Source organism: Myroides sp. LJL115 (assembly GCF_054871665.1).
Genome location: NZ_JBTXLS010000011.1, coordinates 30289 through 47811, shown reverse-complemented (window position 1 = coordinate 47811; position 17523 = coordinate 30289). Strand labels below are relative to the sequence as shown.

The following is a 17523-nucleotide window of genomic DNA, read 5'->3' as shown; positions in this document are numbered from 1 at the left end:
TTATATATTTCTTTCTTTTAACCAATGGCTTAAAATTTCATTAAACTCATCAGGACGTTCCATCATAGCGGCATGTCCACATTTATCAATCCAAAATAAATCCGAATCTGGTAAAAGCTCATCAAACTCAACAGCTACTTCAGGAGGAGTTACTTTGTCGTTTTTCCCCCAAATCAAACAAGTAGGCACATTAATGTTTGGCAAATCTTTAGACATATTATGTCTAATAGCACTTTTAGCAATAGTTAATGTTTTGATTAATTTAATTCGATCGTTTACAGTTTGAAAAACTTCGTCTACTAATTCTTTAGTAGCAATTTTTGGATCGTAAAAAACATCTTCCGCTTTTTTCTGAATATAGGCATAGTCTCCACGTTTAGGGTAACTATCTCCCATTGCACTTTCGTATAAACCTGAACTCCCAGTTAATATCATTGCTTTTAATAAAGAAGGATATACTTTTGCAAAATATAATGCAATATGTCCACCCAGAGAGTTTCCTAAAAGGATAACTTCTTGGTAGTCTTGTTGTTCAATAAAGTCCTTTACGAATTTAGCAAATGCTTTCACATTTGTTTGCAATATACTATTGGTATATAAAGGCAGTTCTGGTAGAACTACTTTATAACCATGTTTTGGGAAGTAGTTGGCAACACCATCGAAATTGCTTAGCCCTCCCATTAACCCGTGTAAAATTATGATTGGAGTACCTTGTCCAATTTCTATAAAACGGAATTTTCCATCTACTTTTAAAGTTCGCTCCATGTAGTTTTTAAATGCGATTTTTAAATTCCTACAAATATAAGGTTTTCTTCAGGACAATGTTTGTAATAAAACCATAAAAATAATAATTATGTTTTTTGGGAGTACTTTATCTGCTTGTGAAAAGAGCTTTTTATTAGTGTTTTAATGTTGTTTTATAGGTTGTAAATCCACTTTAAAAGGATGAGTGTTACTTTAATTAAAGGCTAGATATCAAATAATTAGTATGGGATTCCTTTATAAATGGGAAGTTCACGAAAACTTATTAACAAAGTGGTAGAAAGTGGGTAAAAGTGGTAAAAAAATTGATACATTTGCTAAAACATTAAAGTATAACAGATAAGTGAAGGTTCTAATTGGGACATATGAGTGTAAAATCGATGCCAAAGGCAGGATTTTATTGCCTTCTTCTTTGAAGAAGCAGCTTTCTGATATACAAGATGGTTTTGTATTAAAACGTTCTGTCTTTGAATCTTGTTTGGAATTTTGGCCTATGGCTAAATGGAATGCGATGATGGAGAAGTTAAATAAACTTAATCCTTTTGATAAGAAGAACGATCAGTTTTTGAGAAGATTCATGGCTGGTGTGAAATATATAGAGTTTGATGAGGCTGGAAGATTCTTGATTAGTAAAGATTTGATTGAGTTTGCGGGTTTATCCAAGGAGGTGGTTTTTTCTTCTAAAGTAGATATTTTAGAAATCTGGGATAAGCAAAGCTACGAGAGAAATATTATGGATGAAGATTTAGATTTTCAAGAATTGGCCCAAGAAGTAATGAGTAATATAAGTTTTGATGGATAAAGAGCAATACGGATATCACAGACCTGTACTATTAACAGAAAGTGTAGATGGTTTAGATATTAAACCCGATGGAATATATGTAGATGTTACCTTTGGTGGTGGCGGGCATTCGCGTGAAATTTTGAGTCGTTTGAATGAAAATGGTAAGCTGTTTGCTTTTGATCAAGATCAGGATGCTCTAGATAATACAATTGATGATCCTAGGTTTACTTTAATCAATCAAAATTTTCGTCATTTAAAGCGTTATTTACGTTTTTATGGTGTCAAAGAAGTAGACGGAATTTTAGGAGATTTAGGAGTTTCTTCTCATCAGTTCGATGTTGCTGAGCGTGGTTTCTCTACCAGATTTGATGGAGAACTGGATATGCGAATGAACAAGAAGGGAGAAGTTTCTGCCTACAATGTAGTTAATGAATATGAGTTAGCCGACTTGAGAAGTGTTTTTAGCTTATATGGAGAATTAAAAAATGCTCATGCTATGGCTACAACAATTGTCGAGACTAGAGCTGAAAAGCCAATACAAAACACAGATGATTTAAAATTCGTTTTAAGCAGATTTTTGCCTGCTCATAAGAGTGCGAAAATTTTAGCTCAAGTTTACCAAGCTATTCGAATAGAGGTAAATCAAGAGATGGATGTTTTAAGGGAAATGCTAGAGCAAAGTTTAGAGGTGTTGCGACCAGGTGGTAGATTGAGTATTATCTCTTACCACTCTTTAGAAGATAGGCTAGTAAAACGCTTTATGAAAAATGGTCTTTTCGAAGGAGAGCCAGAAAGAGATTTCTTTGGAAGATTTACTGTGCCGATGAAGCAATTAGGGAAATTAATTATCCCAACAGATGAAGAAATTGAAGTTAATAATAGAGCAAGATCTGCAAAATTGAGAATTGCTGAGAAATTATGAAAAAGTCAATATTAAGTCCAGCAGATATTATAAGAGCTAAAATTTTGGTGAATGAGGATTCAGCTAAAGTTTGGGCAATGATTTTATATATCATTTTATTGGGCTTGATAGTTATATGGAATACTCAAGCTTATGAATCTAAGGTTTTTGAAGTGGCTAAATTAAGTCACGATGTGAAGATGCTTAGGGCAGAGTTTGTAGATACTAGATCTGAATTGATGGAACTTAAAATGGAGTCGACTATTACAAAGACTCTAGAGGAGCAGGGTATTATGCCTTCGGAAGTTCCACCAGTGAAGATTCATGTTAATATAAAGGAGAAAGAAACAGGTTTTTGGAATAAATTATGGCCATAGGTAATAAAAGTATTTATAGAAACCCTTATATAGTATCCTTATTAGTTGTAGCACTTGCTATAGGGATAGTTTATCGTTTGATACATATTCAAAGTGTAGAAGGCGTTGAACTACGTGCAAAGGCTAGGAATGAAAAAAGGGTTAAAGAGGATGTAGTCCCTGCAAATAAAGGTAATATTTATTCTGCAGACGGGAGTCTTTTGGCCACTTCTGTTCCTGTCTTTGAAATTCGATTTGATGCTGTAGCTCCTAGTATTGAGGAGTTTGAAAGCAATGTTAAGCCATTAGCAGATTCTTTGTCCAAGATGTTTAATAAACCTGCGAGTTATTATAATTCTCTTATGCGAACGAGTAGAGCTAATAATAGCCGTTACGTTTTACTTGCTAGAGATTTAAGTTACACTCAATATGTAAGAGTGAAGAGTTTTCCTATGCTTAAACGAGGTCCTTATAAAGGAGGTTTTATTGCATTGCAAAAAACAGTAAGACAACACCCAATTGGAAAAATTGCCCAACGTACCATAGGTTACGAAAGAAAGTACGAGGATAATACTTTTGGAAGGGTTGGTATTGAAGGGGCGTTTTCTGAATATCTTAATGGGGTGGACGGTAAAAGAAAAATGCAAAGTCTAGGTAAGGATCAATGGAAGCCGATAAATGATGAAAACGAGGTTGAACCTATTGATGGTAAAGATATTGTTTCTACTATTGATGTTTTTATACAGGATATTGCCCATCATGCTTTACTTAAGGCCTTAGAGGATTTCAATGCAGATCACGGTTGTGTTATTGTTATGGAGGTTAAAACGGGAGCTATCCGAGCTATTTCTAATTTAGGAAAAAGCACTCCTTCAGGAAATTATTTTGAATCAATTAATTATGCCATTTCCGAGAAACACGAGCCAGGCTCCACTTTTAAAGTGGCAGCCTTATTGGCTTTATTGGAGAAGCAGAAAAGTGATACTGCCCGAATCTATGATACAAATGGAGGGGTAGTTAAGTTTTATAATGCTAGAGTTCGTGACTCTAAATGGGGAGGATATGGAAAAATCTCCTTAGCAAGAGGGATAGAAGTATCTTCCAATACCGTAATTACTCAAGCTGTTAATGAAGCATTCAAGGATAATCCTTCCGAGTTTACCAATTACTTAGGAAGTCTTTGGATGGATAAACCTTTAAAACTGCCATTAAAAGGAGAGGGGATACCTTATATCCCGCAACCTGGTCAAAAGGGTTGGAGTGGATTAGCCCTGCCTTGGATGGCATTTGGTTACGGTTTATCTGTTACGCCAATGCATACACTTACTTTATATAATGCTATTGCAAATGATGGGGTTATGGTTAAGCCTCAATTTGTATCTGAGGTAAAAGAATTTGATCAGACCGTTTTAGAGTTTGAGCCAGTTGTTTTAAATCCACAGATTGCTTCTTTAGATGTAATTAAGCAAGTACAAGATATTTTAGTTAATGCCGTTATTCGCGGAACTGGTAGAAAGGTAAGTTCTAAGAACTTCACCATGGCGGGTAAGACCGGTACAGCTCAGGTTAACTATGGTGGAGGAAAAGGAAAAGATATGTATTATTCTTCTTCCTTTGCAGGGTTTTTTCCTGCGGAAGATCCTAAGTACTCTTGTATTGTAGTTATTCATCGCCCAGATCGTACTAAAAGCTATTATGGGGCGGATGTTTCTGGACCAGTATTTAAAAAAATTGCCCAAAAGATTTATACGGATGTTCCTGTTAGTACACAAGTAGATGATTTTGGAGATATTCCAAGTCTAATTGCGGATGATTATATGCATTACGATACTTTAGTTGAGCAAGACAATCAAGATATAATGCCTGATGTTAGAGGTATGTATGTTATGGATGCTTTACCACTACTTGAGAATATGGGATTAGAGGTGGAAGTTAAAGGAATTGGTAAGGTTAAAAAGCAATCTATTCCAAAAGGAAATAAAATAGAAAAGAATAAGAAAGTCATATTAGAATTATCGTGAAGTTATTAAAGGACATATTATATAAAGTTACTATAAAATCTATAGTAGGTACCACTTCTCTACCAATAGAGTCTATTGTTATGGACTCTAGACAGGTACAAGCAAACACTTTGTTTGTTGCAGTAAAAGGTACTCAAATAGATGGACATGAGTTTATAGAGCAATCTATAGCAAAAGGCGCAACGGCTGTGATCTGTGAAGATTTGCCTACACAGCTACATCCTGGGGTTACTTATGTTTGCGTAGAAGATACCAACGAAACTCTGGCATTAATTTCAGCCAATTTTTACGATAATCCTTCTTCTAAACTAAAATTAGTAGGAATAACAGGTACTAACGGAAAAACTACTGTTGCTAGTTTGTTATATCAATTATTTACTAACCTTGGTTATAAGGTTGGTTTGTTATCTACTGTAAAAATAGTCATAGGACAAGAGATTTATTCTGCTAGTCACACCACACCAGATAGTCTTACTATTAATTATTTTTTAAATAAAATGGTTGAGCAAGGATGTGAATATTGTTTTATGGAGGTTAGCTCTCATGGTATTGTGCAAAAAAGAGTATGGGATTTAAAATTTCAAGGTGGTGTTTTTACAAATCTAAGTCACGATCATTTAGATTACCACAGCACTTTTGCTAACTATAGAGATGCGAAAAAAAGTTTTTTTGATCATTTAGATGCCAATGCTTTTGCCTTGACTAATAGTGATGACAAGAATGCTAGCATTATGGTGCAAAATACCAAAGCAAAAAAATACACTTTTGCTTTAAAAAATATAGCTGATTTTAAGGGAGTTGTTCTAGAGAGTCAGTTCACAGGAATGTTGATGAAAGTTAATCAACAGGAGGTTTGGGTACAACTAATAGGAGAATTCAACGCTTCTAACCTATTGGCTGTTTATGGTTGTGCTATCAATCTTAGACAACAAAAAGAAGAGGTTCTTGTTGAATTGAGCAAACTAAAGAGTGTTAGTGGTAGATTTCAATATTTTATTTCTAAGAATAACATTACTGCTATAGTAGATTATGCTCATACTCCGGATGCATTGAAAAATGTATTAGAGACAATTAATTCTATTCGTTCTGGAAATAATAAATTAATTACTGTAGTAGGTTGTGGTGGTAATAGAGATGCTACAAAGCGTCCTATAATGGCCCAGATTGCAACTGAATTAAGTGATAGGGTTATTTTAACCTCAGATAATCCAAGATTTGAGGAGTCTAGTAAAATATTGAAGGACATGGAGAGTGGCGTTCCTATGCAATATTCAATGAGAGTAATTTCTTTGGAGGATAGAAAGCAAGCAATCAAATTAGCTTGTCAACAAGCTCAAGATGGTGATATCATATTAATTGCAGGTAAAGGGCATGAGACGTATCAAGAAGTTAAGGGGGTTAGAACCGATTTTAATGATCTTGAGATAGTAACGGAATTTTTAGAAAATTAGAAATAGCAGAGAAAGATTATGTTGTATTATTTATTTCAGTATTTAGACCAATTTGTTAATATCCCTGGAACAGGTGTGTTTCAGTATATTACATTTCGTTCTGGCTTAGCCGTTATTATGTCTTTGTTATTCTCTATTATATATGGAAAGAGAATAATTAATTTCTTACATCGTATGCAAGTAGGAGAAACAGTAAGAGAATTAGGTTTAGAAGGACAAAAGGAAAAATCTGGAACTCCAACTATGGGAGGAGTCATTATTATTTTAGCCACGTTAATTCCTGTGCTATTATTAGCTAAACTAGATAATATCTATGTTTTGCTTTTAATACTTACCACCTTATGGATGGGTGCAATAGGATTTTTAGATGATTATATAAAAGTATTTAAGAAAGATAAAGAGGGTTTAAAAGGTCGTTTTAAAGTAGTGGGTCAAGTAGGTTTGGGATTAATTGTAGGCTGCGTACTGTATTTTAGCCCTGAGGTAACCGTAAGAGAGGCACCTAGTAAAGATGCATTAGTTGAAACTGTTGTTAGTAAATACGATGTGAAATCGACAGCTACTACTATACCTTTTTTTAAAGATAATGAGTTTGATTACAGTATGTTAATTAGTTGGATGGGGCCTGAAGCGAGTAAGTATACTTGGCTTGTTTTTATTCCAATCGTTATTTTTATTATTACGGCAGTTTCTAATGGAGCGAATTTAACCGATGGAATAGATGGGTTAGCAGCAGGAACTTCCGCCATATCCACCTTTGTCTTAGGTATTTTTGCTTTTGTATCAGGTAACGTTATTTTTTCTACTTATTTAGATATTATGTATATACCTAATTCGGGTGAAATGACTGTATTTATTTCCGCCTTTATGGGGGCATTGATCGGGTTTTTATGGTATAATACTTATCCTGCTCAAGTTTTTATGGGCGATACAGGAAGTTTAACTATTGGGGGAATTATTGCTGTAATGGCATTTGCTGTAAGAAAAGAATTATTGATACCAGTATTATGTGGAGTGTTCTTAGTAGAGAACCTTTCTGTAGTATTACAGGTTTCTTACTTTAAGTATACAAAGAAAAAATATGGAGAAGGTAGGCGTATATTTTTAATGTCACCTTTACATCACCACTTTCAGAAGAAAGGATATCATGAGAGTAAAATAGTTACCCGTTTTTGGATTATTGCAATCCTATTAGGGGTGTTTTGTTTAGTTTCTTTAAAACTTAGATAGTTATGAAATTAGCCATTTTAGGAGCTGGAGAATCTGGTGTTGGTTCAGCTATTTTAGCCAAAACAAAGGGCTATGATGTTTTTGTAAGTGACTTTGGAGCTGTAGCTTCACGTTACAAAGAAGTATTAGATAAAGAGGGTATTTCATGGGAAGAAAACGGCCATAGTTTAGATAAGATATTAGCGAGCGACTTAGTGATAAAGAGCCCAGGGATCTCTGATAAAACACCTATTGTAGTTCAGATTAAAGCAAAAGGTATAGCCATTATTTCAGAAATTGAATTTGCTAGTTCCTTTAATAAAGAATTATCTATTGCAATTACGGGAAGTAATGGTAAAACAACAACTAGTTTATTGACCTATAAACTGCTAAAAGATGGTGGCTTAAATGTTGGGTTAGCTGGGAATATAGGTTTTAGTTATGCGCAACAAGTGGCAGTGGATCCTGATAAATGCTATGTATTAGAACTGAGTAGTTTTCAATTGGATGGTATAGTTGATTATAGGCCTAATATTGCAGTTTTAACTAATCTTAGTCCAGATCATTTGGATCGTTATGATTATAAGTATGAAAACTATATTGATTCAAAGTTTAGGATCACTATGAATCAAACAGAGAGTGACTATTTTATCTATGATTACGATGATAAAGAAATCCAAAAATGGCTAAGTAACAATCAAATTAAGGCAAAGACGATTCCATTTTCTTTGACCCAGAAATTGTCAGAGGGAGCTTATGTGGATCACGATAATATAGTGGTAGCTATGGAAACAGAAACATTTGTAATGCCAATCAAAGAATTAGGAGTTGAAGGGCCGCATAATGTGAAGAATGCAATGGCAGCTACTACCATTGCTCAATTAAAGCGTATTAGAAAAGAAAGAATTAGAGAAAGTCTTTCTGAATTCCAAGGAGTAGAGCATAGGTTAGAAAAAGTTGCTAAGGTAGATCAAGTACAATATATAAATGATTCTAAAGCTACTAATGTAAATGCTACTTTCTTTGCCCTGGAAAGTATGAAGAATCCAACGGTTTGGATTGTTGGAGGTGTAGATAAAGGAAACGATTACTTAGAACTAATGCCTTTAGTAAGAGAAAAAGTAAAAAGTATTATTTGTTTAGGATTAGATAATGAAAAATTAAAGCAAACTTTTATAAATGTAGTTGATGAAATGGTAGAAGCCAATAGTATGCAAGAAGCCATTGTTTTCGCTCAAGAATTAGCAGAGCAAGGTGATACTGTATTATTGTCACCTGCTTGTGCAAGTTTTGATTTATTCAAAAACTATGAGGATAGAGGTAATCAGTTTAAAGTATTGGTAAACAATTTGTAAATAGGATAAAAGATGATGCAGATTTTTAGTACAAGTAAGAAATACTTGCAAGGGGATTTTACCATTTGGGCCTTAGTAGGACTATTGGCTTTATTTTCCTTTATGCCTGTATATAGTGCTAGTACTAACTTAGTGTATACTGTTGGAACGGGGCATAATACTAGTTACTATTTATTTAAGCATTTTTTGCATGTAATGGTAGGTTTTGTTTTTTTTCTATGGGCTGTACATCGATTAGATTATAAATATTTTCGAAGTATTGGCGTCTTTGGCTTACCTATTGTAGTTGCATTGTTGATTTATGCTCTAACAAGAGGGACTACCATTGGGGGAGCAAATGCAAGTAGGTGGGTTAGTTTAATGGGAGTTCAATTTCAGCCTTCCTCTCTAGCAGCGGTTATCCTTTTAATGTATGTCGCTCAATATTTGGTAAAAGTAAAAGATCATATAGGTAGCTTCAAAGCTTCATTTATGGAATTATGGGCTCCAGTATTTCTTGTTGTTGGCTTAATTTTTCCTGCGAACTTCTCCACTGCAGCACTGATTTTCTTTATGGTATGTCTACTTGTTTTTGTGGCTAAATACCCTCTAAAGTACCTTTTCAAAGTATTGGGGATTGGAGCAATATGCGTAAGCCTATTTGTTAGCTTAGCGTTGCTGTTTCCAGGTTCTTTCAATAATAGGGTTCATACTTGGGCAAGCCGTATAGAACGGTATACAAAGAATGATGGTTCACAAGATCTATATCAGGTAGAGAACGCAAAAATGGCAGTAGCTCTTGGGGGGATCTTTGGAGTTGGTCCGGGTAAGAGTGTGCAAAAGAACTTTCTTCCTCAGTCTTCTTCGGATTTTATTTATGCCATCATTGTAGAGGAATTTGGGCTTGTGGTTGGCTTAGCAGTTTTAGGAGTGTATTTACTACTGTTTATACGGTTCTTAATAGCAGCTCATAAAGCGCCTACTTTATTTGGAAAGCTACTGGTTATTGGTCTTGGTTTTTTATTTACTTTTCAAGCATTAATCAATATGGGAGTAGCAGTTTCTTTATTACCAACAACTGGGCAAACCTTGCCACTAATTAGTAGTGGAGGAACAGCCATTTGGATGACTTGTTTTAGTCTAGGAGTAATTCTTAGCGTAACTAAGAAGGAAAAGGAAATACAAGCTCATAATTTGGCACAGGCCTTGCTTAAAGAGAAGGAGCAAGAGGAATTGGCGAGAATGGAGGCTGTTCGTTTACAAGAGCTATCGAAAATAGAGCAACAAGCAAAGAAAAGTATTGAATTGTAATAAAAGAGAAAATGAAAAAAGCAATGCGTGTTATTATTAGTGGTGGAGGAACAGGAGGACATATTTATCCTGCTTTAGCTATTGCTAATGAGATCAAATCACGATGTCCTTTAGCTCAAATTTTGTTTGTAGGGGCCAAAGGACGTATGGAGATGACAAAAGTACCTCAAGAGGGATATCCCATAGAAGGCTTGCATATTTCTGGTTTACAGCGAAAATTGACATGGAAGAATTTAAGTTTTCCATTTAAAGTTATTGGAAGTTTGATTAAATCGTGGAAGATACTTAAAGAGTTTAATCCCGATATTGTTATAGGTACAGGTGGTTATGCAAGTGGAGCAGTAGTAAAGGTTGCCAATTGGTTAAGTATCCCTACAGTAGTTCAAGAACAAAACTCCTTTCCAGGGATTACTAATCGCCTTTTAGGTAAGAAAGCTAAGTTGGTATTTGTTGCATATCCTGGTTTGGAGCAATACTTTTCTGAAGAGAAAATAGTGCTCTCTGGTAATCCAGTAAGACAAGATATTGTAGCTATTGGTGACAAGAAAATACAAGCAAGTGAGTATTTTAAGTTAGATAAAACTAAAAAAACTTTACTTGTTTTAGGTGGAAGTCTTGGTGCGAAGAAAATTAATGATTTAATTGACGAAAATATTGATTTTTTTACGCAAGAAAATTGGCAAATATTGTGGCAATGTGGTAAATTGTACTATGTGCAATTTAAGGATAAAGAAAGACATGGCATCCGTGTTTTAGAGTTTATTGATAAAATGGATTTAGCCTATAGTTGTGCCGATATTATTGTCTCTAGAGCAGGAGCTTCTTCGGTCTCGGAATTAATGTTAGTTGGAAAACCAGTGATATTTATTCCTAGCCCTAATGTAGCAGAAGATCATCAAACCAAAAATGCGATGAGTGTTGTAGATAGGCAGGCTGGAATATTGTTAAAAGAGAAAGATTTGGATCAGTTTCAAGAGGTCTTTAGTTCTCTAAGTCAAGATCCACAGAAGATGGCACTTTTAGCAGAAAATATTAAGGCTTTAGCTAAGCCATTAGCCACAAAAGAAATTGTAGATAAAATTCAAGAGTTAATAAGATAAAAGTATGTTAGTGGATAAAATAAAGAGCGTTTACTTTATAGGAATTGGAGGTATTGGAATGAGTGCCTTGGCTCGATATTTTAAATTTTTGGGTAAGGATGTAATGGGGTATGATAGAACACCTACGCAATTAACTCAAGAACTTAATCAAGCAGGTATTCATGTAGTTTTTGATAGTGAAGTTAAATGTATTGAACAAAACTTTACTAATCCAGAAGAAACTTTAGTTGTTGTAACACCTGCTATTAAAAAGCAAGATCATCCGCAATGGATATATTTTGAGGAAAAAGGGTTTATCATTAAGAAGCGTTCAGAAGTTCTGGGGATTATTACAAAGGATACGTACTGTTTTGCAGTTGCAGGAACCCATGGGAAAACAACTACAACTAGTATCCTAGGACATTTATTATTTGAAGCAGGACTTGATGTTACCAGTTTTGTTGGGGGTATAGTTGAAAATTACCAAAGTAATTTAATAGGGACAGGAAAAACGATTACTGTAGTTGAAGCGGATGAGTTTGATCGTTCCTTTTTAAGATTGTTTCCAGATACAGCTTGTATAACAAGTACGGAAGCGGATCACTTGGATATTTTTGGAGATACGCAATCTATGCTAAAGGCCTTTGAGGATTTTAGTGACCTAGTCGAAGATAAATCAAAGTTATTCGTAGTGGAGCAAGTAGGCATTTCTGGGATTAAGGTTGGCTTTGGAGAAAATTGTGTTTATAGGATTGAAAATATTGTTATTCAAAATGGATGGTATATTTTTGATATTATTACACCAAAGCAGATCATAAAAGAAGTCCGTTTTGCTTTACCTGGAAGACATAATCTTTCTAATGCATTAGTTGCTTTTGCAATGGCTTATAATTATGGTGTTTCTCCAGATTCATTAGTTAAATCTTTGGAGAGCTTTAGAGGGGTTAGGAGGAGATTTTCTTATGTGTTAAGGCAGGAGAACTTTGTTTATATTGATGATTACGCACATCATCCAACAGAAATCTTAGCAGTTAGTCAAGCGGTACATGAAATGTATCCAGATAAGGAGATTTTAGCGATTTTTCAACCGCATCTATTCTCTAGAACTAAAGATTTTATGGAAGATTTTGCAAAGGCATTGTCGAGTTTTGAGTCTGTTGCTTTAATGGATATTTATCCTGCTCGTGAATTCCCAATTACGGGGGTTACCTCCGAAGTACTTTTGGAGAAAGTAACAGCTAAGAACAAAGCATTGGTTAGTAAAGAGAATTTGATTCCGTTTATCAAGAATTCAAAAGCTGAGGTGGTATTAACCATTGGAGCAGGAGATATTGGAGAGATGGTAATTGATATAAAAGAAGCATTAAAATAAAAAGAATAAAGTGAGAAAGAGCCTTAAGTTTATAAAATGGTTGGATGTACGTCTATTTTTAATAGTAGTACTCGCTTTTGTTTTATATTCTTTTGCGAATCATAAGAATAGAAATAGGAATATTCAAGGTATTGAAATTAATTTTAAAGGGAATCAAAGTCACTTTGTTACTTCCCAACAAGTTAAGAAAGGCATTGAGGAACAATTAGCTTTGCAGGCAGGAGTAAATAAAGAACAAGTACAACTTAAGCTTTTAGAAGAGTCAGTATTGGAAAACCTTCTGATAAAAGATGCGGATGTATATTTAACTTTAGATGGAAAATTACAAGTTGATGTATGGCAGAAAGATGCGATAGCTCGTCTAGTTGAGCAAGGTAATAGCTATTATTTAGATCAAGCAGGTAATCAAATGCCACTTAGTTCAAATTTCTCAAAGCGTGTGCCTATGGTCTCAGGCGAAATTACTGAGGATATAAGGCCTAAGCTAAAAGATATGTTAGATATAATAGCCAATGACGAATTTTTGAATAATGATATCACAGGTATTTTATTATTGCCAGATGATTCTATTCAATTAATGAGTAGATCGAATTCTTTTGAGATTCACTTTGGAGATTTTGAAGAAATGCAAAGGAAACTAGATAATTACAAAGCTTTTGTTCAATATAGCTTACAAGATGGAGTTTCCTTGGAAAAATATAAGAAAATAAACCTAAAGTTTACCCAGCAAGTGGTATGTGCCAAATAAAATAATAATATGGAAAAAGAAAATATAGCTGTTGGTTTAGATATTGGAACAACAAAGATTGTTGCAATGGTTGGAAAGAAGAATGAGTATGGTAAACTTGAAATTCTTGGGCTTGGCAAGGCCAAGAGTTTAGGAGTTAAGCGTGGAGTAGTAAATAATATTACACAAACTATTCAATCTATTCAAAATGCTGTTGCAGTAGCTGAGTCAGAAGCAGAGTGTAAAATTAAGAAAGTTGTTGTTGGAATAGCAGGACAACATATACGAAGTATTCAACATAGTGATTATATAAGTAGACCTAACCCAGATGAGGTTATAGGTGATAAAGACATTGAACAGTTAATCCACCAGGTACAGAAACTAAATATGTTACCCGGAGAAGAGATTATCCATGTTTTACCTCAAGAATTTAAGATTGATGGGGAGCCAGGTATAAAGGAACCTATTGGGATGTATGGTAGTCGTTTAGAGGCGACTTTTCACGTAGTTGTAGGTCAAGCAGCTTTGATAAAAAACGCTGGACGTTGTATTAAAGATGCAGGGCTTGAGCTATCTGGAATTACCTTGGAACCTTTAGCTTCGGCCGAAGCTGTTTTAAGTCATGAAGAGAAAGAGGCAGGGGTAGCTTTAATTGATATTGGTGGTGGTACAACAGATTTAGCTATCTTTAAAGATGGTATCATCCGTCATACTGCTGTAGTTCCTTTTGGTGGGAATGTTATTACAGAGGATATTAAGGAAGGCTGCTCTATAATCGAAAGACAAGCAGAGATTTTAAAAGTGAAATTTGGATCTGCTTGGCCAGGAGAAAATAAGGATAACGAAATCGTTATGATTCCTGGGCTAAGAGGTAAGGAGCCAAAAGAGATATCTTTGAAAAATCTTTCTAAGATTATTCATGCTAGAGTAGATGAGATTATACAATTAGTATTCTCAGAAATTAAGAGTTATGGTTATGAAAATCCACAAAAAAAATTAATAGCTGGTATTGTTTTAACTGGTGGAGGTTCTGAATTAAAGCATATAAAGCAATTAGTAGAATATATTACAGGAATTGATACTCGTATTGGGTATCCAAATGAACACCTAGCTGGGGATTCCAATCCTGAGATTTCTAGTCCTCTTTATGCTACGGCAGTAGGATTAGTGATGGAAAGTGATCGTAATGCAGTTATGGGGGCAATTTCATTAGATGAATTGAAATTGATGATGGAACAAGAACTAGCCGAAAAACAAGAACATGAAAAGTTACAAGCTCAAGCAGAATTGGAACTTAAAATGCAACATGAAGCTAGTTTGAGACAGCAGGAATCTTTGGAAAAAGATCAACAAGCTGCCAAAGAGGAAGAAGAGGTGCAAAACACTACTTCAGAGGATTCCAAAGAAGAAGTGGAAGAACCTGAGGTTACTACTACGGTAGAACGTTTTGAACGAAAGTTTTTAGGAAACTTCGTAAGAAAGATTAGAGAATTTATTGAAAAGCAAGAATAAAAACGATACGTATATGGAGAATACAGATTTCGGAGGAATACAATTCGATTTACCAAAAAATCAATCAAATGTGATTAAGGTAATTGGTGTAGGTGGGGGAGGTAGCAATGCTATCAACCACATGTTTAAACAGGGTATTAAAGGGGTTGATTTTATAGTTTGTAATACAGATTCACAAGCTTTAGATAATAGTACTGTACCTAATAAAATCCAGTTAGGGGTAAACTTAACGGAAGGACTTGGTGCTGGATCTAATCCAGAAGTAGGACAGCAATCCGCTTTAGAAAGTATTGAAGATATTGAGAAAATGCTAGATGGGAATACTAAAATGGTATTCATTACTGCCGGTATGGGTGGTGGTACTGGTACTGGTGCTGCTCCTGTAATTGCTCAACTTTCTAAAGAACGCGACATCTTGACTGTAGGTATTGTTACTATTCCTTTTCAATTTGAAGGAAAAGTTCGTATTGAACAGGCTTTCAAAGGAGTAGATAGATTGCGTAAGCAAGTGGATTCTTTAGTAGTAATTAATAATAATAAGCTAAGAGAAGTCTATGGTAACTTAGGTTTCAAAGCTGGTTTCTCCAAAGCCGATGAAGTATTATCAACAGCCGCTAGAGGAATAGCGGAGGTAATTACTCATCACTATACGCAAAATATCGATTTAAAGGATGCTAAGACAGTTCTTTCTGATAGTGGTACTGCGATTATGGGATCAGCAACTGCTTCAGGTGAAAACCGTGCAAAAGAAGCAATTGTAGCAGCTCTTCATTCTCCATTGTTAAATGATAATAAAATTACTGGAGCTAAAAACGTTTTACTTTTAATCGTTTCAGGTACAAGTGAAATTACTTTAGATGAAATAGGTGAAATCAATGACCATATTCAAACAGAAGCTGGACATAATGCCAATATCATTATGGGAGTTGGTGAAGATGAGAGTTTGGGTGAGGCTGTTGCAGTAACTATTATCGCTACTGGTTTTAATATAGAGCAACAGACAACTATTGCAACTCCGGGTAAACCAGATACCATTATTCACGTTTTAGGTGGAGATGAAACAAAAGTTCAAAGAGAATTAAACATCGGGGGGCAAGCTGCAATATTAGGGGCTTCTTCTCCTGATCAACCTTTACATAGAGCAGAGCAATCTAGTGAAGTACAAGTAGAGGAGCAAGAGCAAGTAAAAATTTATTATCCTTTTGCAGAAGATACTTCAAAAGAGAAAGAAACATTAACACAAACAAGTTCAGAGGCTAGTGTTGAGGTAAAAGAGGTAGATAATATTGAAGGACAACCTATGAGTGAATCTTTACCTAGCGAATCTTTAAATAATGTTGTAGATAATTCTAATGGATTAGATTCTTTTTTCAAGATTGTTTCACCTTCTAGTGAAGTAGAATATCAAAGTAAAGAACAAACGATAGAGCAAGTTGTAAATACTCCTAACCTAAAGAGTAATGAAACTAGCGATATAAGAGATATAAAAGTAGTCGAGCCAGAAATTGTACTTGCTAATTCAGCAGCAGCAGAGGCAACTATTAATAAGCTTGATGTAAATAAAGCTTCTATTCAACAAAACAAAACAACAAGTGTTTTAGATGCTGAGCACAAAGAGGATCATCAAGTACAGTCTCATGGAGCTAAAGTGAATTTAACAGAGGATGCTTCGGAACAAAGAAAAACGGAGGATGTTGTTTATTTTACTCTAGAGGATAATTTAGAGAAAGAGCAAGATGTAGCTTCAGCTAAGCCTACATCACCTCATGTTGAAGATATTGCTCAAGGATTTGAATTAGGTATTTCTACTAAAAATGAGATTGAACAAGCTAAGGAGTTAGAGGAATTAGCCGCCAATTTTGATGAGTTTGAAAATGATGAGGTTAATCCATTAGAAATGAGTTTAGAAGAGTATAGTCTTCGTTCTCGCACTGCAGAGCGTAGAAAGAAAATGAAAGACTTTAATTATAAATTCAATACTGATGCTAGCAATAGTTTAGTAGACAAAATGGATGCTGAACCAGCATACAAACGAACTGGGATTAGTTTAGAATCTACACCTACAGATAGCAGTGACAAATCTCGTCTAAGCGTTAGTGTAGACAGTAATAATGATACTAAATTAAGGAGTAATAATTCTTTTTTACATGATAATGTAGATTAAAGAAATCTTAAATATTAGAGATAAGCCTGAAAAAAAACTTTCTTTTTCAGGCTTTTTTATATATTTGCAAATCTAAAAATGGATGTTATGAGTTTACAATCTAATATTACCGATGCGATAAAAAGTGCAATGAAAGCAAAAGATACTTTAGCATTAGAGTCACTACGAGCGATTAAATCTGAGTTATTATTAGCTCAAACTCAGGCTGGGGCTCAACAAGAATTAGATGATGAGCAAGAAATTAGAATACTTCAAAGATTAGTGAAGCAAAGAAGGGACAGTGCTGCTATTTTTACAGCACAAGGTAGAGCAGATTTAGCCGAGCCGGAAATTGCGCAAGCTGTAATTATTGAAGGGTTTTTACCTAAGCAATTAACACCTCAAGAAGTTGAACAAATTATAAAGACCATTATCTTAGAAGGTGATTTTTCTTCTATGGCTTCTATGGGACAGGTAATGGGATTAGCTTCTAAAGAATTAGCTGGTAAAGCAGATGGAAAGACTATTTCAACTATCGTTAAAGAGTTGTTGACAAAATAA

15 protein-coding genes are annotated in these 17523 nt (G+C 34.7%); 14 read left to right on the top strand and 1 reads right to left on the bottom strand.

Annotation, left to right across the window (positions count from 1 at the left end; translation table 11 throughout):
- Positions 1 to 765 carry an alpha/beta fold hydrolase gene (locus tag ACYSNX_RS04525; protein ID WP_461753499.1) on the bottom strand — a complete coding sequence of 255 codons (765 nt, stop codon included), beginning with the start codon at positions 763 to 765 and terminating at the stop codon, positions 1 to 3.
- A gap of 340 nt (positions 766 to 1105) precedes the next feature.
- Between ACYSNX_RS04525 and mraZ the strand changes: the two genes are divergently transcribed.
- The 14 genes from mraZ (at position 1106) to ACYSNX_RS04455 (ending at position 17523) form a co-directional block, all read left to right on the top strand.
- Positions 1106 to 1564, top strand: coding sequence for a division/cell wall cluster transcriptional repressor MraZ (gene mraZ / locus ACYSNX_RS04520; protein WP_461753498.1), 459 nt, complete (start codon positions 1106 to 1108; stop codon positions 1562 to 1564).
- Positions 1557 to 2468, top strand: coding sequence for a 16S rRNA (cytosine(1402)-N(4))-methyltransferase RsmH (gene rsmH, locus ACYSNX_RS04515; protein WP_461753497.1), 912 nt, complete (start codon positions 1557 to 1559; stop codon positions 2466 to 2468). The genes mraZ and rsmH overlap by 8 nt, the downstream gene beginning before the upstream one ends.
- The gene (locus tag ACYSNX_RS04510) at positions 2465 to 2824 is read left to right on the top strand and encodes an FtsL-like putative cell division protein (protein ID WP_461753496.1); all 360 of its coding nucleotides are present in this window, start codon (positions 2465 to 2467) and stop codon (positions 2822 to 2824) included. The genes rsmH and ACYSNX_RS04510 overlap by 4 nt, the downstream gene beginning before the upstream one ends.
- Positions 2815 to 4824, top strand: a complete 2010-nt coding sequence (locus ACYSNX_RS04505) for a penicillin-binding protein (protein WP_461753495.1) — start codon at positions 2815 to 2817, stop codon at positions 4822 to 4824. Before ACYSNX_RS04510 ends, ACYSNX_RS04505 begins: the two co-directional genes overlap by 10 nt.
- Positions 4821 to 6275 (top strand): UDP-N-acetylmuramoyl-L-alanyl-D-glutamate--2,6-diaminopimelate ligase, encoded by a 1455-nt coding sequence (locus ACYSNX_RS04500; RefSeq protein WP_461753494.1) that lies wholly within the window; start codon positions 4821 to 4823, stop codon positions 6273 to 6275. Before ACYSNX_RS04505 ends, ACYSNX_RS04500 begins: the two co-directional genes overlap by 4 nt.
- An 18-nt stretch (positions 6276 to 6293) precedes the next feature.
- The gene (mraY, locus tag ACYSNX_RS04495; RefSeq protein ID WP_461753493.1) at positions 6294 to 7505 is read left to right on the top strand and encodes a phospho-N-acetylmuramoyl-pentapeptide-transferase; all 1212 of its coding nucleotides are present in this window, start codon (positions 6294 to 6296) and stop codon (positions 7503 to 7505) included.
- A gap of 2 nt (positions 7506 to 7507) precedes the next feature.
- Positions 7508 to 8839 (top strand): UDP-N-acetylmuramoyl-L-alanine--D-glutamate ligase, encoded by a 1332-nt coding sequence (gene murD / locus ACYSNX_RS04490; RefSeq protein ID WP_461753492.1) that lies wholly within the window; start codon positions 7508 to 7510, stop codon positions 8837 to 8839.
- 12 nt (positions 8840 to 8851) lie between these two features.
- Positions 8852 to 10129, top strand: coding sequence for an FtsW/RodA/SpoVE family cell cycle protein (locus ACYSNX_RS04485; protein ID WP_461753491.1), 1278 nt, complete (start codon positions 8852 to 8854; stop codon positions 10127 to 10129).
- A gap of 11 nt (positions 10130 to 10140) precedes the next feature.
- On the top strand, positions 10141 to 11229 hold the full coding sequence (murG, locus tag ACYSNX_RS04480) for an undecaprenyldiphospho-muramoylpentapeptide beta-N-acetylglucosaminyltransferase (RefSeq protein WP_461753490.1): 1089 nt from the start codon (positions 10141 to 10143) through the stop codon (positions 11227 to 11229).
- 4 nt (positions 11230 to 11233) lie between these two features.
- Positions 11234 to 12580, top strand: coding sequence for a UDP-N-acetylmuramate--L-alanine ligase (gene murC, locus ACYSNX_RS04475; protein WP_461753489.1), 1347 nt, complete (start codon positions 11234 to 11236; stop codon positions 12578 to 12580).
- Positions 12581 to 12590: 10 nt separating this feature from the next.
- Positions 12591 to 13328, top strand: coding sequence for a cell division protein FtsQ/DivIB (locus ACYSNX_RS04470; RefSeq protein WP_461753488.1), 738 nt, complete (start codon positions 12591 to 12593; stop codon positions 13326 to 13328).
- A 9-nt stretch (positions 13329 to 13337) separates the two neighbouring features.
- Positions 13338 to 14819, top strand: a complete 1482-nt coding sequence (gene ftsA, locus ACYSNX_RS04465; protein ID WP_461753487.1) for a cell division protein FtsA — start codon at positions 13338 to 13340, stop codon at positions 14817 to 14819.
- 13 nt (positions 14820 to 14832) lie between these two features.
- Positions 14833 to 16983, top strand: coding sequence for a cell division protein FtsZ (gene ftsZ / locus ACYSNX_RS04460; protein ID WP_461753486.1), 2151 nt, complete (start codon positions 14833 to 14835; stop codon positions 16981 to 16983).
- 87 nt (positions 16984 to 17070) lie between these two features.
- Positions 17071 to 17523 carry a GatB/YqeY domain-containing protein gene (locus ACYSNX_RS04455; protein WP_461753485.1) on the top strand — a complete coding sequence of 151 codons (453 nt, stop codon included), beginning with the start codon at positions 17071 to 17073 and terminating at the stop codon, positions 17521 to 17523.

Bases quoted from the DNA above. Each gene is read 5' to 3' on its own strand.
- ACYSNX_RS04525 (WP_461753499.1), bottom strand. From the start codon at position 765: ATGGAGCGAACTTTAAAAGTAGATGGAAAATTCCGTTTTATAGAAATT.
- rsmH (WP_461753497.1), top strand. From the start codon at position 1,557: ATGGATAAAGAGCAATACGGATATCACAGACCTGTACTATTAACAGAA.
- ACYSNX_RS04510 (WP_461753496.1), top strand. From the start codon at position 2,465: ATGAAAAAGTCAATATTAAGTCCAGCAGATATTATAAGAGCTAAAATT.
- ACYSNX_RS04505 (WP_461753495.1), top strand. From the start codon at position 2,815: ATGGCCATAGGTAATAAAAGTATTTATAGAAACCCTTATATAGTATCC.
- mraY (WP_461753493.1), top strand. From the start codon at position 6,294: ATGTTGTATTATTTATTTCAGTATTTAGACCAATTTGTTAATATCCCT.
- murD (WP_461753492.1), top strand. From the start codon at position 7,508: ATGAAATTAGCCATTTTAGGAGCTGGAGAATCTGGTGTTGGTTCAGCT.
- ACYSNX_RS04485 (WP_461753491.1), top strand. From the start codon at position 8,852: ATGATGCAGATTTTTAGTACAAGTAAGAAATACTTGCAAGGGGATTTT.
- murG (WP_461753490.1), top strand. From the start codon at position 10,141: ATGAAAAAAGCAATGCGTGTTATTATTAGTGGTGGAGGAACAGGAGGA.
- murC (WP_461753489.1), top strand. From the start codon at position 11,234: ATGTTAGTGGATAAAATAAAGAGCGTTTACTTTATAGGAATTGGAGGT.
- ftsA (WP_461753487.1), top strand. From the start codon at position 13,338: ATGGAAAAAGAAAATATAGCTGTTGGTTTAGATATTGGAACAACAAAG.
- ftsZ (WP_461753486.1), top strand. From the start codon at position 14,833: ATGGAGAATACAGATTTCGGAGGAATACAATTCGATTTACCAAAAAAT.
- ACYSNX_RS04455 (WP_461753485.1), top strand. From the start codon at position 17,071: ATGAGTTTACAATCTAATATTACCGATGCGATAAAAAGTGCAATGAAA.